Below are 12,404 nucleotides of genomic sequence, written 5' to 3' on the forward strand. Positions count from 1 at the left end.
CGAGGGCCGACCGGCCGCGGATGATGTTCCGACACTGTCGGAATGTCGATCAATTGGTCAATCGATTAATCGGGTTCTTACCCCGAGTTCTCACCTGGCGGTCGAGAACACGAACGCGAACCGGGCCGGCTCGGCCTTCAGGAAGTACTGCGGCAGCGGTCCCGGGCCGCACGACTGCGAGCCGATGCCGTGCTGCCCGTGGTCGAGGTTGACCCACACCGTGTCGCCGGGCGTGAGGTCCGTGCGGTGCCGGGCCGCGTCCAGCTGCTCGGTGGTCCAGCGCCGCGCGGTGAACCAGAACTCCGGGTCGCCCTCGATCCGCAGACCGCCGAGCTCCACCCACCGGACGTCGGCGCGGGCGCCGTTCTCCTGCGGGCGGACGTACGGCGTCTGCAGCCCGTCCACCGTCGACTGCCAGCGCCCCACCATGGACGCCGACTTGGTGTCCGGGTACGCCTCGCCCGGCCCGCCGCCGAACCATTCCACGGCGTCGGCCTCCGACAGACCGAACCGGACGCCGAGCCGGGGCAGCGGCACCGTCCAGTCGCCCTCCGGCGTCACGGACACTTCCAGCCGCAGCCGTTCGCCGTCGGACGTCCAGCGGTACACCGTGTCCAGGCCGACCTCGCGGGCGGCGGGCGCCACCCGGGTGCGGACCGTCAGCGCGTCGTCGCCGGCCTCGACCGAGACCAGGCGGTGCCGCATGCGGTGCAGGCCGAGCGTGCGCCACAGCGTCCCGTAGCGGGTGTCGGTCTGCCACTCCGCGCCGTCGTCGTTGTCGGTCGGCGCCCGCCACACGTCCAGCCGCGGGGCGCTCACCTCCACCCCGCCGACCGCCAGCAGCGCCCCGGTGCGGGCGTCGAACGCGGCCGGGCCGAGGGTGAACCGCTCCCCGTCGCGCACGGGCCGGTCGTTCGCGGGGAAGGACGGCAGCGGCCGTGCCCCCGCGGCGAACTGCCCCCAGGCCACGAGATGGCCCTTCGGGGCCCACAGCGTGTCGTCCGCGAGCAGTGCCCGCACGGTCCACTGGCGTTCGCCGCCCCGGCCGTCCACCGGTGGCTCCGGCAGCTTCACCTCGGCGCTCTCGCCCGGCGCGAGCGCCGGCACCGACAGCGAACCCGACTCGACCGTCTCGCCGTCCACCTGGCAGGACCACTCGAAGGCCAGCGCGGACAGGTCGGCGAAGTCCTGCTTGTTGGTGATCCGCACGATGCCGTTGGCGCCGTCGCCCTCGATGTGGACGGGCTCGATCACCTTCTTGTACTCGACCAGGCCCGGCGACGGCGTCCGGTCCGGGAAGACCAGCCCGTCGCAGACGAAGTTGCCGTCGTGCAGCTCCTCGCCGAAGTCACCGCCGTAGGCGTAGCCCAGCTCGGGGTGCTTGATGCCGTGGTCGATCCACTCCCAGATGAACCCGCCCTGGAGCCGCTCGTACTTCTCGAACAGCTCCTGGTAGTCGGCCAGCCCGCCCGGGCCGTTGCCCATGGCGTGCCCGTACTCGCACTGGATGAAGGGCAGTTCGCGGCGCTTGTGGGTGCCGCCGTCGAGCTTCTGCCCGATCTTGTCGACCTCGTCGTGGAAGGCGTACATCCGCGAGTACACGTCCGTGTCGCGGCAGTTCCAGTCGCCCTCGTAGTGCACGAGCCGCTCGGGGTCGCGGTCGTGGATCCACTCGGCCATGGCGGTGAGGCCGCGCCCGGTGCCGGCCTCGTTGCCCAGCGACCAGAACACGATCGACGGGTGGTTCTTGTCCCGCTCCACCATGCGCGCGGCGCGGTCCAGCAGGGCCGGGGTCCAGCGGTCGTCGTCGACCGGGTTGTCCCGCCAGTCCTGCTCGGTGAAGCCGTGGGTCTCCAGGTCGCACTCGTCGATGACCCACAGGCCGTACTCGTCGCACAGGTCGAGGAAGGCCGGGTGCGGCGGGTAGTGGGAGGTGCGCACGGCGTTGAGGTTGTGCCGCTTCATCAGCAGCACGTCCTCGCGCATGGTCTCCAGGTCGAGCGCGCGGCCCCGCTCGGGATGCCACTCGTGCCGGTTGACGCCCTTGAAGAGGACGGCCTTGCCGTTGACCTTGACGAGCCCGTCCTGAAGGACGACCGTACGGAAACCGATCCGCAGCGGCACCCGCTCGCCCTCGGTGGCCAGCACACCGTCGTAGAGCTTCGGCGTCTCGGCCGTCCACGGCTCGACCGCGACCGTCACCGCCTCGCCGGTCGCGACGTCGATGCCCAGGTCCGGGACGGTCACCCGCCCGGCGACGTCGGAGTCGACGCGCAGGGTGCCCTCGCCGGTGGTGTGGTCGTAGGAGGCGTGCACGAAGAAGTCGCCCACGCTGCCCGCCGGGCGGTGCAGCAAGGTCACGTCACGGAAGATGCCCGGCAGCCACCACTGGTCCTGGTCCTCCAGGTACGACCCCGCCGACCACTGGTGCACCCGCACGGCCAGCACGTTGCCGCCCGGCTTCAGCAGGTGCCCGACCGCGAACTCGTGCGGCAGCCGGGAGCCCTTGAACTCGCCGAGCTCCGTGCCGTTCAGCCACAGGCGGGCACAGGACTCGACGCCGTCGAACCGCAGCACCGCCCCGCCGTCCGACGGCCAGTCGGAGGGCAGGTCGAAGACGCGCAGATGGTCACCGGTCGGGTTCTCCGTCGGGACGTGCGGCGGGTCCACCGGGAAGGGGTACAGGTGGTTGGTGTAGATCGGGGACCCGAACCCCCCGTCACCCTGGAGGACCCAGTGCCCGGGGACCATGACCTCGGCCCAGTCCCCGGCCTCGTAGCCCTCCCCGGCGAACGAGTCGTCCTCGGCGTCGATCGTCGCCGACAGCCGGAAACGCCAGCTGCCGTTCAGGGACAGGGACCGCGCGTCCGAGGACGCGTACCAGGCGCGGGGCGGCAGGGCCCCGCTGCCGGGCGAGACGTCCTCGACGTAGTCGGCGGTGGTGCGGAAAGACATCGGTCTCCTTGCTCAGCCCTTGATGCCGGTCTGCGCGATCCCCTGCACCAGCCAGCGCTGGAGGAAGAGGAACACGAACAACAGGGGCAGGATGGAAATGGCCGTGGCCATGAAGATCAGGTGGTAGTTGACGGTCTGGTTCGTCATGTACGACGACAGTGCCACCTGGACCGTCCAGGCGCTCGGGTCCTGGCCGATGACCAGAGGCCACAGGAAGGAGTTCCAGCCGTTGATGAAGGTGATCGTGGCCATCGCCGCGAAGAAGTTCAGCGAGTTCGGTACGACGATTCGCCAGTACGCACCCCAGTAGCCGAGCCCGTCCACGCGTGCCGCCTCCTCCAGCTCCTTCGGGAACCCGAGGAAGTACTGCCGGAACAGGAAGCAGGTGAAACCACTGAAGAGGCCCGGAATGATGAGACCCCGGTAACTGTCCACCCAGCCGAGGGACGAGACCAGGACGAAGCTCGGCACGAAGGTGACGGCCGTCGGAACCATCAGGGTCACCAGAACGGCGTAGAACACCTTGTTGGCGTGCTTGTACGGGATGCGGGCGAGGCCGTAGCCGGCCATCGAGCAGATCAGCAGGATTCCCGCCGTGTGGAGGACGGCGACGACCACGGAGTTCCACAGGGACTGCGCGAAGTCGACGGTGACGTCGTCGAACGGCTCGGTGACGTTGCCCCACTGGATGGAAGTGGGGAACCACTTCCAGCTCTCACCCGTGATCTCCGGGTCCGTCATCAGCGCGTTGCGGACGATCAGATAGAAGGGGACCAGGAAGAGGAGGGCGGCGACGCCGGTCGCGACGTACAGACCGGTGCTGCCCATGACGCCGCCGCCGCGCTTGACCTTGGCCGGCTTCGGCACCTTGCTGATGTCGGGTGCTGTGGTGGTCACTTGGACTCCTCACCCCTTCCGAAGCCCATGATCTTGCCCTGGAGCAGTGTGACGACGCAGATGAGCAGGGTCAGCACGACCGCGCCCGCGCTGCCCGCGCCGTAGTTCTGGTTCTGGCCGAGGGCCATCTTGTAGAGCTCGACCAGTGGGGGCTGGCCCCAGGTGGCCTTGCCGAGCAGGTTGAAGAACTCGTCGAAGGCCTGGTACGCGGCGACCAGCAGGAGCAGGATCACCGCGGTGGAGGTGGCCCTGAGCTGGGGCAGGGTGATGTACCGGAAAGTCTGCCAGCCTGACTTGGCGCCGTCGATGGCGGCCGCCTCGTACAGCTCCCGCGGGATGTTCTGCAGCGCCGCGATGAAGAGGATCATGTAGAAGCCCGACTGGAGCCAGAGGCGGACGGTCACGATGACCAGCCAGTACCAGGGCGGGTCGGGGTTGGCCAGCCACGCGATGTTGTCGATGCCGAACCAGCCGAGGACGGTGTTGGCCAGACCGAAGCGAACGCCGTTGAAGATGGACATCTTCCAGATCAGCGCGGCGGCGACATAGCTGACCGCGGTCGGCAGGAAGAACACCGACCGGAAGAACGCCCGCATGAACCGCAGCCGGTTGACCAGCAGTGCCAGACTCAGCGAGAGGGCCCAGGTGGCGGGCACGATGAACGCGGCGAACACGGTGAACGTGACCAGCGAGTTCCGGAAGTTCGTGTCCGTCAGGATCTGCTTGTAGTTGTCGAAGCCGACGAACTCGCTCGGCGTCACGGTGAAGCGCGCCTCGAAGAAGCTGAGCCAGATGCTCCAGCCGATCGGAACGAAGACGAATATCACCAGGCCGATCAGGAACGGCCCGGTGAAGAGCCAGAAGTTGAAGGTGCTGTTCGCCCTCAGGCCCCGCCTCGGCCGGGTCTTGGAGACCTTGGCCGGGGCGGGCTGGGCGACCCCGCGTGTGGTGGTGGTCGACATGTCGAGATCCGTCCGGTGGTCTATCCGAAGAGCTTCTTGAGTTCGGCGTTGACCTTCTTCTCACACGCGTCGAGCTGGGCCTTCGGGTCGCCGTTCTTGCGGACGGTGTTGGCGATCACGTCCCAGAAGGCGGCGATCATGGCCTGCGTCCAGCCGATGTTGTCGAAGTGGCCGAACTCGTTGAAGAGCTTGACCCCCTCGGCCGGCAGGCCGGACTTCAGCTTGGTCGCGGAGGCGGCGAGCGAGGTGCGCGGCGGGATGTGGAAGCCGTAGGAGGTGGCGAAGTCCTCCTGGTACTGCTTCTGGTCGATCCACAGCCACTTCACGTATTCCTTGGCCGCCTCGACGTTCTTGCTCTTGGCGTTGACGAACATCGACCAGCCGCCGTTGTAGACCGACTGCTTGCCGGCCGAGCCGACCTTCGGGAAGGGGAAGATGCCGATGTCGTCGCCGAGCGCCTTCTGCATGGCCGGCATGGCCCACATGCCGCACCACTGGATCGCGGTGAGGCCCTGGATGAAGGCCGACGGGTCCCACGAGTCGGCGGGGGCGTCGAGGAGCAGGTTGCCGCTGGTGAAGAGACCGCGCAGCTGCTTGAGGCCCTCGGCGACGGCGTCGGTGTTGAAGGCGGGCTTGTTGTCCGCGGTGAGCGTGTCGGCGCCGGCCGACCAGATCAGCGGGCGGTCGATCGAGGTCAGGTCGTTGCCGAGGAAGATGCCCTTGACCTTGCTGGTGGTCAGCTTGTCGGCGGCCTCGATCAGCTCTTCCAGGGTGGTCGGCACCTCGACCCCGGCCTTCTTGAACAGCGAAGGCCGGTAGAAGAGGAACTGCGGGTCGTCGATCATCCGGACGCCGTATATCTTGCCGTCGACCGTGTGCGACTTGATGTCGGCCTGGTTGAAGTCGTCCTTGACCGGCTCGATGATGTCGGTGAGGTCGGCCACCTGGCCGCTCTTGATGAGCTGGATCTGCGGGTGGAACTCGAAGACGTCGGGCGCGTTCTTGGTGAGCAGCGCGGCGAAGAGCTTCTGCTCGTAGTTGTTGCCGGTGATCCACTGCGTGGTCACGTTGGCGTCCTTGTAGGCCTTCGCGTACCGCTTGACGGCCTGCTCGACGCCGGCCTCGCCGTACGCGTGGAAGTACTGCACGAGGCCGTCGCCCGAACCTCCGCTGGCCCGGCCGGTGTTGCTGCCGCACGCGGCGAGTCCGCCGGCGGCGGCCAGGCCCATCGCGGCCCGCAGTACGTTGCGGCGGTCCCAGTTCATGTTGCTCGATGCCGACATGCTGACGTCCTTGTCTCGAGTGCGGCTGCGGCTCTTCGGCTCACTGCCTGATGGCTCACGGCCCGGGGGCCCGCGCCAGATGGCTCAAAGAGAGGTGCGGTGCGGGACGCTAGAGCTTCGGCTAAGGCTTCGGCAAGGGGTTGGACGAAGTCTGTTCGAAGCGTTGTGTTCGGTTCGTGATTTCGAACAAGTGGGGGTGGCGGAGGAGTTGTTTCCGCCTTACGAGGGTGGAGCGGTGGTGCGGCTCCGCGCGGGGGTGGTGCGTTTGCCGTTCCGCTGCCCGGCGGCCTGGAGCGCCCCTTCGAGCGCGAACGTGGCCGCGCCCAGGCACACCGGGTCGGTGGGGATCGGGGAGAGGACGATCTCGGTGGCGGCCAGCGGCCGCGGCAGCGCGTGCCGGGCGACGGCCTCGCGCACCTCGTGCAGCAGCGGTTCCCCCAGGGTGCGGGCGACCCAGCTGCTCAGCACGACGATCTCGGGGTTGAACAGGTTCACCAGGTCGGCGACGCCGGCGCCCAGATAGCGCGCGGTCTCGTGCACGGCCCGGCGCGCCACCGGGTCGTCCGCCGCGACCCCGCGGGCCAGCGCGTCGATGGTCGCCGTCTGGTCGTCCGGGTGCAGCAGCGCGCTGTCGGGGCCGATCTCGCGCAGATTCAGCATGATGCCGCGCGCGCCGACGTACGTCTCGACGCAGCCGTGGTTGCCGCAGCGGCACGGGCGTCCATCCAGCACCATCGTGGTGTGGCCCCACTCGCCGGCGCTGTTGCTCACGCCGCGGTGCAGCCCGCCGCCCAGCACCAGCCCGGCGCCGACCCCGGTCCCGAGGTTGACCACGACGGCGTTGCCCCGCCCGCGCGCGGCCCCGAACCACAGCTCGGCCACGGCGCTGGCACGCAGCGGGTTGTCCAGGTACAGGGGATAGGCGATGTGCTCGGTGAGCAGGTCGAGCAGCGGTACGTCGTGCCAGTCCCAGTTGGGCGCGTACTCCGAGGTGCCGGTGGCGCGGTCCACCTGCCCCGGCACGCTCACCCCCACCCCGAGCACCCGGGCGCCCTCGATGCCGGCCTGGGTGACCACCGAGCCGACGGCGGCGGCCACATGGCCCACCACCTGCTCCGGCAGGCTCTCACTGGCGCGGACGTCCTCCTCGGCGCGGGCGAGGACGTTCAGCCCCAGGTCGAACAGCTCGACATGGACGTAGGTCTCGGCGATGTCGACGCCGATCAGGGCGCCCCCCGAGGAGTTGACCGCGACCAGGCCCCGGGGGCGGCCGCCGGCCGAGTCCTCGAAGCCGACCTCCGTGATCATGCGGAGGTCGAGCAGCTCACCGACGAGTGTGGCGACCGTGGCGAGACTGAGGCCGGTGGCGGCCGCCAGCTCCTGCCGGGAGGTCGGTGACTCGGCGATGATCTGGCGCAGCACCTCATAGCGGTTCGCGGTGCGGATGTCGCGTGACGTGCGCTTCACCGGGGTGCCCATCCCTTCCCAGGCCGGCTCGGGCCGGGTCGACGTCGGCACCGGCGCGGCGCAAGGCTATGGGCTGCCGGGACTTTCGACAAGGGGTTAGGAAAGGGGCTTTATAAAGTGCGCGCCTGGTGGGGAGAGGTGGTGGCCGGTTGGTGTCCTGCGGCGGCCTGCTCATGATGCCTCAGGGGAGGTCAGTCCCGGCCACCGCCGCCCCGCTCCGGGCCGCCGCGCTCGCGACCGCCGCCGCGAGCTGCCGCTGCACCGGCTCGGGCAGGGTGCTGCCGTGCACGGTGCCCACCAGGTCCCGGGCCAGATGGTGCAGCTTGGTGTTGGTGTTCTGGGAGGTCCTGACCAGCACGCTCCAGGCCCCCTCGGGGCTCAGGCCGAAGGAGGCCATCAGGATGCCGCGGGCCAGGTCGATGGTCGGCCGGGTCTGCATGGCCCGTCGCAGCTGGGTGACTTCGGCGCGCAGTTCCCGGTCGTCGGCCGTCCCCTGGCCGGGCTCGCCCTCGGCGGCGGGGCGTGCGCCGTCCTGGTGCGGGCCCGGTGCCGCGAACAGCTCCCGCGTGCCGGTCAGGTCGAGCAGGCGCTCGACCGCGCGGCCGCTGGAGCGGACGGTGACCGTCTTGCCCTCGTCGAGGGCATACAGCCGCAGGTCGAGCAGCATGTTGAGCCCGGAGCAGTCGCAGAACCCGACCGCGTCGAGGCGCAGGTCGATGCCGCTGCCCGACAACGTCAGGATGTCGTGCAGGTCCGGCAGTAGCCCCCGGCTGCCCAGGTCGAGCTCACCCCACACGGTGACGGTCATCCGGTCGCCGTCCTGCATGACGTCCATGGACGCCATGCAGGGCGGGATCGCCGTCGCCGAGTGCGCAGGGTCCGGCATGGCCCCGTTCTCCCTTGTCTCTTCGCCGTTCCTCGACTTCTCAGCGTTGCCCCTCTACCCCACACCCGTCAATCAATACACGAAACGCAGTACGTGTTTTTGAATACGTGTACGCCTGGTCGGTAGAGTTGGGGCATGGATGGAGTGCCCGAGCCACACACCGGATGGACGTTTCTCACCAACCATGCCCGGGTGCTGGCGGCCATCGCCGACAACCACAACGCCCGTATCCGGGACATCGCGGCCCACTGCCGGCTCACCGAGCGCGCCGTCCAGAAGATCATCGCCGATCTGGAGCAGGACGGTTATCTCTCCCACACCCGGGAGGGCCGTACCAACACGTACCGGATCGACCCCGGCAAGGTGCTGCGTCACCCCGCCGAGGCCGGCCTGACCGTGGCGGCGCTGCTCTCGCTGCTCGTCCAGGACGAGGCCGACCGCGCCACGGCCCCCGGCGACCGCAGCCGGCCGCACGTCACGACCTGACCCGCAGACCCGCGACGCGGACCCGCTACTCCTCGCCCAGCACCTCCCGCACGAAGGCGTTGGCGAACGTCCCCTCCGGGTCCAGCTCCCGCGCCAGCGCCCGGAAATCACCGAGCCGCGGATACAGCCCGCGCAGGGCCGACGCGGGCACGGTGAACACCTTCCCCCAGTGCGGCCGCGCCCCGAACGGCTCCAGCGCCTCCTCGACCCGCCGCACCACCGGCAGCACCGCCGCCGTGTCCTCGACCCAGGTGAAGTGCGCCGCCACGGTGTCCCGGCCGTAGGACGGGCTCAGCCACTGGTCGTCGCCGGCGACCGTGCGCACCTCGCAGGTCTGCAGAACGGGGGCGATGGTCTCCCGGATCGCGTCGAGCGCGTGCAGCATCTCGACGGCGTGCCCGCGCGGCAGCAGGTACTCCGACTGCAACTCCGCCCCGCTGCTCGGGACGAACTCCGCCCGGAAGTGCGGCAGCCGCTCGTGCCACGGCCCCGGCACACCGAACTGCTCGGTGCAGTTGACCGCGGGCATCCCCGGCACCGGGTGCATCTTCTCGGTGGCGGGAGCGGCCCAGGGAAAAGCGGGCAGCGGCTGGTCGGAGCGCCGCTTGAGCCACACCTGCCGAAAGCCGGGCGCGCGCCAGTCGGTGAACAGGCTGACGCTGTACGCCGTCGCCATCACCGTCTCGACCGTGCCGGAGTCCAGCCCCGCGAAGGGCAGTTCGGTGAAGACGTGCTGCTCGACCTCGAAGGTGGGCTCCAGGTCGAGGGTGAGCGCGGTGACGACGCCGAGCGCGCCGAGTGAGGTGACCGCCCCGCCGAAGCGCTCCTCGTCCCGGCCTATGGTCACCGCCGAGCCGTCCGCCGTGACCAGCTCCACCTCGCGCACGGCCGCCGAGAGCGGGCCGTTGAGCACGCCCGAGCCATGGGTACCGGTCGCGACCGAGCCGGCCACCGAGATGTGCGGCAGCGACGCCATGTTGGGCAGGGCCAGGCCCTCGGCGTGCACCCGGCGGGCCAGCTCCGCGTAGCGCACGCCGCCGCCGACCCGGACCGTGCGGCCCGCCGTGTCGACATCGACCTCCTGCGGCAGGCCGGCCAGCGACAGCAGCACGCCCTCGGTGCCCGGCTCGGCGATCTCGTTGAACGAGTGTCCGCTGCCCAGCACCCGCACCCGGTCGCTGTCCGCGACGAGCGTACGCAGCGCGGTGAGCGAGCCCGGCCGGTGCAGTTCCTTGGCCGCGTAGGTGATGTTCCCCGCCCAGTTGGTCACGGTCCCGTTCATCGCGTCGTCCTTCCCCGAAACAGCGGGGACCGGGAAAGCCCCCTGCCGGAACCTACCCCGGGCCGTCGTCCGTTGCCGCCGCCGCCCGGCTCGGTCTACCGTGGAGCGGCGGTAGAGAGCGTTTTCTACCGGTGTTCCGAACGAGCCGCGTTCCGAACGAGCCTTGTTCCGAACGAGCCGCCCCCAGCCCTTCTCCGAGCCGGAAGGTCACCTCCTTGAGCCAGCGCCCCCAGGCACTGTTCGCCATGACCGCCGAGAACGTGCCGCAGGTCTTCCCGCCCGAGGTGCTGGCCCGGCTGCGGGAGTCCGTGGACATCGATCCGGCCCTCGTGGCGCGGGACTTCGCCGACCCCGGCGTGCGCGAGGCGCTGGCCCGGACCGAGATCCTGGTGACCGGCTGGGGCTGCCCCCGGCTCGACGAGACGGTCCTCGACGCGGCTCCCCGGCTGCGCGCCGTGCTGCACTCGGCCGGCTCGGTCAAGTCCTTCGCCACCCCCGGACTCTGGCGGCGCGGCATCGCCGTCTCCTCGGCCGCCGCCGCCAACGCGCTGCCGGTCGCCGAGTACACCCTCGCCATGATCCTGCTCGCCGGGAAGGACGTCCTCGCCGCCCGCGACCGGATGCGCACCACCCGCACCTCATCCGGCTGGGGCGTCGTCCCCGGCATCGGCAACTACGGCCGGCGCGTCGGTGTCATCGGCGCCTCCCGCATCGGCCGCCGCGTCCTCGAACTGCTGCGCCCCTTCGATCTGCGGCCCGCCCTCACCGACCCGTACGTCGACGAGCGGGAGGCCGCAGCGCTCGGCGTTCCCCTGCTGCCGCTGGACGACCTGCTGCGCACGTCCGACATCGTCACCGTCCACGCCCCCGAGACGCCCGAGACTCACCACCTGATCGGCCGCCGTGAGTTGGCCCTGATGCCCGACGGGGCGGTGCTCGTCAACACCGCGCGCGGCGCCCTGGTCGACCACGACGCCCTCGTGGCGGAACTGCGCACCGGGCGCCTGACCGCGATCCTCGACGTCACCGACCCCGAGCCGCTGCCCGCCGACTCGCCCCTCTACGACCTGCCCGGAGCCTTCGTCACCCCGCACCTCGCGGGCTCCCAGGGCAACGAACTGGCCCGCCTCGGACTGACGGTCGCCGAGGAGGCGGAACGCCTGCTGACCGGGGGCGAACTGGCGTACGCGGTCGACCCGGCGGTACTGGAGCACGCGGCCTAGGCCGCCTTGATCGTTCCTGGGTCAGGCCGTGATCCCAGCGCGTGGCCCGCCAGGAGGATGCACAGCACCAGTTGGACCGCCCCGATGAACCGGTTCCCCACCCGCAGCAGCAGGACGCCCGTCACGCCCACCGCCAGGGCGAGGGCGCCGAAGGGCAGCAGTGGCGCCCAGTCCGTGGGCGGCGGGCCGGCCGGGGGCTGCCCGGCGGAGGGCTGCTCCCGCTCGCCGCGGGTCACAGGACCCGGTCCGCCGGCGAGTCGCGCCCCCGGCGCCGGCGGACATGGCCGCGCCAGCCCGCCAGCACCGCCATCACCGTCCATGTCACCGTGCCGCCGACCAGGCTGCCCAGCCGGTTCCCGGCATCCACCTCGTCCGCCTGCTCCATCGGGACCGCGCCCTCGGGGTCGCTGATGACGTCGAGCCGGTCACCCACCTTCGGCGGCCAGGCGTCGCCGTTGAACTCCAGTTTCTCCGCCAGTTCCGTTCCGTCCGCGCCCCGGAGGGTGAAGCGGTGGTTGCTCCGCGATGTGCCGGCCGCGGTGTCGGCCACGATCACCACGTGCTCGCGCACGCCGCGCTGTTCCAGGGCCGCCTCGGGCGCGTACTGGACGGACCCGACGAGGACGAACAACGCGGGCACCGCGGACAGTACGGTCAGCCACAAGGCCCGGTGGAGAAGGAGCAGCAGCACGGCGAACGTGAAGCACAGGAGGAATCCGACCGAGATGGGGATCCACTCCGAGCCCAGGGTCAGATACGCGATGCCGGTGGTGGCTGCCGCGGACGCCCATCCGAACGCCACCAGCCCGGCCGTTCGCCGCGCCGACTTCCATGGGGTGACGGGCGGCCCGCCCGTCCTGGTCAGTGGTGTCGTCCCGCTGCCGCGTATGCCTGACATTCCCCGCTCCTTCGTGCCCGCGGCCGTGGGCTCCGCCGCGCGACGGCACGCTACAGGCCGCCAGG

Annotated in this window: 11 protein-coding genes; 2 read left to right on the forward strand and 9 right to left on the reverse strand. The window is 70.4% G+C overall.

The window, feature by feature from the left end; all coding sequences use genetic code 11:
* Positions 1 to 90 precede the first annotated feature (90 nt).
* The 6 genes from ACFZDA_RS02745 to ACFZDA_RS02770 form a co-directional block, all read right to left on the reverse strand.
* On the reverse strand, positions 91 to 2,955 hold the full coding sequence (locus ACFZDA_RS02745) for a glycoside hydrolase family 2 TIM barrel-domain containing protein (RefSeq protein WP_391073786.1): 2,865 nt from the start codon (positions 2,953 to 2,955) through the stop codon (positions 91 to 93).
* Between the two features lie 12 nt (positions 2,956 to 2,967).
* Positions 2,968 to 3,852 (reverse strand): ABC transporter permease subunit, encoded by an 885-nt coding sequence (locus ACFZDA_RS02750; RefSeq protein WP_391073788.1) that lies wholly within the window; start codon positions 3,850 to 3,852, stop codon positions 2,968 to 2,970.
* The gene (locus tag ACFZDA_RS02755) at positions 3,849 to 4,814 is read right to left on the reverse strand and encodes an ABC transporter permease subunit (RefSeq protein WP_391073791.1); all 966 of its coding nucleotides are present in this window, start codon (positions 4,812 to 4,814) and stop codon (positions 3,849 to 3,851) included. The genes ACFZDA_RS02750 and ACFZDA_RS02755 overlap by 4 nt, the downstream gene beginning before the upstream one ends.
* 20 nt (positions 4,815 to 4,834) lie before the next feature.
* A complete protein-coding gene (locus ACFZDA_RS02760; RefSeq protein ID WP_391073794.1) occupies positions 4,835 to 6,097 on the reverse strand; it encodes an extracellular solute-binding protein in 1,263 nt (420 codons plus the stop codon).
* 219 nt (positions 6,098 to 6,316) lie between these two features.
* Positions 6,317 to 7,564 carry an ROK family protein gene (locus ACFZDA_RS02765; protein ID WP_391073796.1) on the reverse strand — a complete coding sequence of 416 codons (1,248 nt, stop codon included), beginning with the start codon at positions 7,562 to 7,564 and terminating at the stop codon, positions 6,317 to 6,319.
* A 181-nt stretch (positions 7,565 to 7,745) separates the two neighbouring features.
* On the reverse strand, positions 7,746 to 8,450 hold the full coding sequence (locus ACFZDA_RS02770) for an ANTAR domain-containing protein (protein ID WP_391073798.1): 705 nt from the start codon (positions 8,448 to 8,450) through the stop codon (positions 7,746 to 7,748).
* Positions 8,451 to 8,585: 135 nt separating this feature from the next.
* On the opposite strand from ACFZDA_RS02770, the gene ACFZDA_RS02775 reads away from it, so the two are divergent.
* Positions 8,586 to 8,936, forward strand: coding sequence for a MarR family transcriptional regulator (locus ACFZDA_RS02775; RefSeq protein ID WP_391073800.1), 351 nt, complete (start codon positions 8,586 to 8,588; stop codon positions 8,934 to 8,936).
* A 25-nt stretch (positions 8,937 to 8,961) separates the two neighbouring features.
* Here the strand turns inward: ACFZDA_RS02775 and ACFZDA_RS02780 are convergent, their stop codons facing one another.
* Entirely contained in the window at positions 8,962 to 10,218 is a 1,257-nt protein-coding gene (locus ACFZDA_RS02780; protein ID WP_391073803.1) for a D-arabinono-1,4-lactone oxidase, read from the reverse strand.
* Positions 10,219 to 10,433: 215 nt separating this feature from the next.
* Here ACFZDA_RS02780 and ACFZDA_RS02785 point away from each other — a divergent pair, with 215 nt between their 5' ends.
* A complete protein-coding gene (locus tag ACFZDA_RS02785) occupies positions 10,434 to 11,441 on the forward strand; it encodes an NAD(P)-dependent oxidoreductase (protein ID WP_391073806.1) in 1,008 nt (335 codons plus the stop codon).
* Here ACFZDA_RS02785 and ACFZDA_RS02790 read toward each other — a convergent pair.
* Both ACFZDA_RS02790 and ACFZDA_RS02795 read right to left on the reverse strand, forming a co-directional pair.
* On the reverse strand, positions 11,438 to 11,677 hold the full coding sequence (locus ACFZDA_RS02790) for an inner-membrane translocator (protein ID WP_391073809.1): 240 nt from the start codon (positions 11,675 to 11,677) through the stop codon (positions 11,438 to 11,440). The genes ACFZDA_RS02785 and ACFZDA_RS02790 overlap by 4 nt on opposite strands.
* The gene (locus tag ACFZDA_RS02795) at positions 11,674 to 12,339 is read right to left on the reverse strand and encodes a hypothetical protein (protein ID WP_391073812.1); all 666 of its coding nucleotides are present in this window, start codon (positions 12,337 to 12,339) and stop codon (positions 11,674 to 11,676) included. The genes ACFZDA_RS02790 and ACFZDA_RS02795 overlap by 4 nt, the downstream gene beginning before the upstream one ends.
* Positions 12,340 to 12,404: the final 65 nt, after the last annotated feature.

Origin of the sequence: Streptomyces sp. NPDC007991, from assembly GCF_042958445.1 — a bacterium.
Classification (GTDB): domain Bacteria; phylum Actinomycetota; class Actinomycetes; order Streptomycetales; family Streptomycetaceae; genus Streptomyces.

What these genes read in the sequence shown, in the direction of transcription:
- ACFZDA_RS02760 (WP_391073794.1), bottom strand. Translation starts at nt 6,097, where the DNA reads ATGTCGGCATCGAGCAACATGAACTGGGACCGCCGCAACGTACTGCGG.
- ACFZDA_RS02745 (WP_391073786.1), bottom strand. Translation starts at nt 2,955, where the DNA reads ATGTCTTTCCGCACCACCGCCGACTACGTCGAGGACGTCTCGCCCGGC.
- ACFZDA_RS02780 (WP_391073803.1), bottom strand. Translation starts at nt 10,218, where the DNA reads ATGAACGGGACCGTGACCAACTGGGCGGGGAACATCACCTACGCGGCC.
- ACFZDA_RS02755 (WP_391073791.1), bottom strand. Translation starts at nt 4,814, where the DNA reads ATGTCGACCACCACCACACGCGGGGTCGCCCAGCCCGCCCCGGCCAAG.
- ACFZDA_RS02770 (WP_391073798.1), bottom strand. Translation starts at nt 8,450, where the DNA reads ATGCCGGACCCTGCGCACTCGGCGACGGCGATCCCGCCCTGCATGGCG.
- ACFZDA_RS02795 (WP_391073812.1), bottom strand. Translation starts at nt 12,339, where the DNA reads ATGTCAGGCATACGCGGCAGCGGGACGACACCACTGACCAGGACGGGC.
- ACFZDA_RS02775 (WP_391073800.1), top strand. Translation starts at nt 8,586, where the DNA reads ATGGATGGAGTGCCCGAGCCACACACCGGATGGACGTTTCTCACCAAC.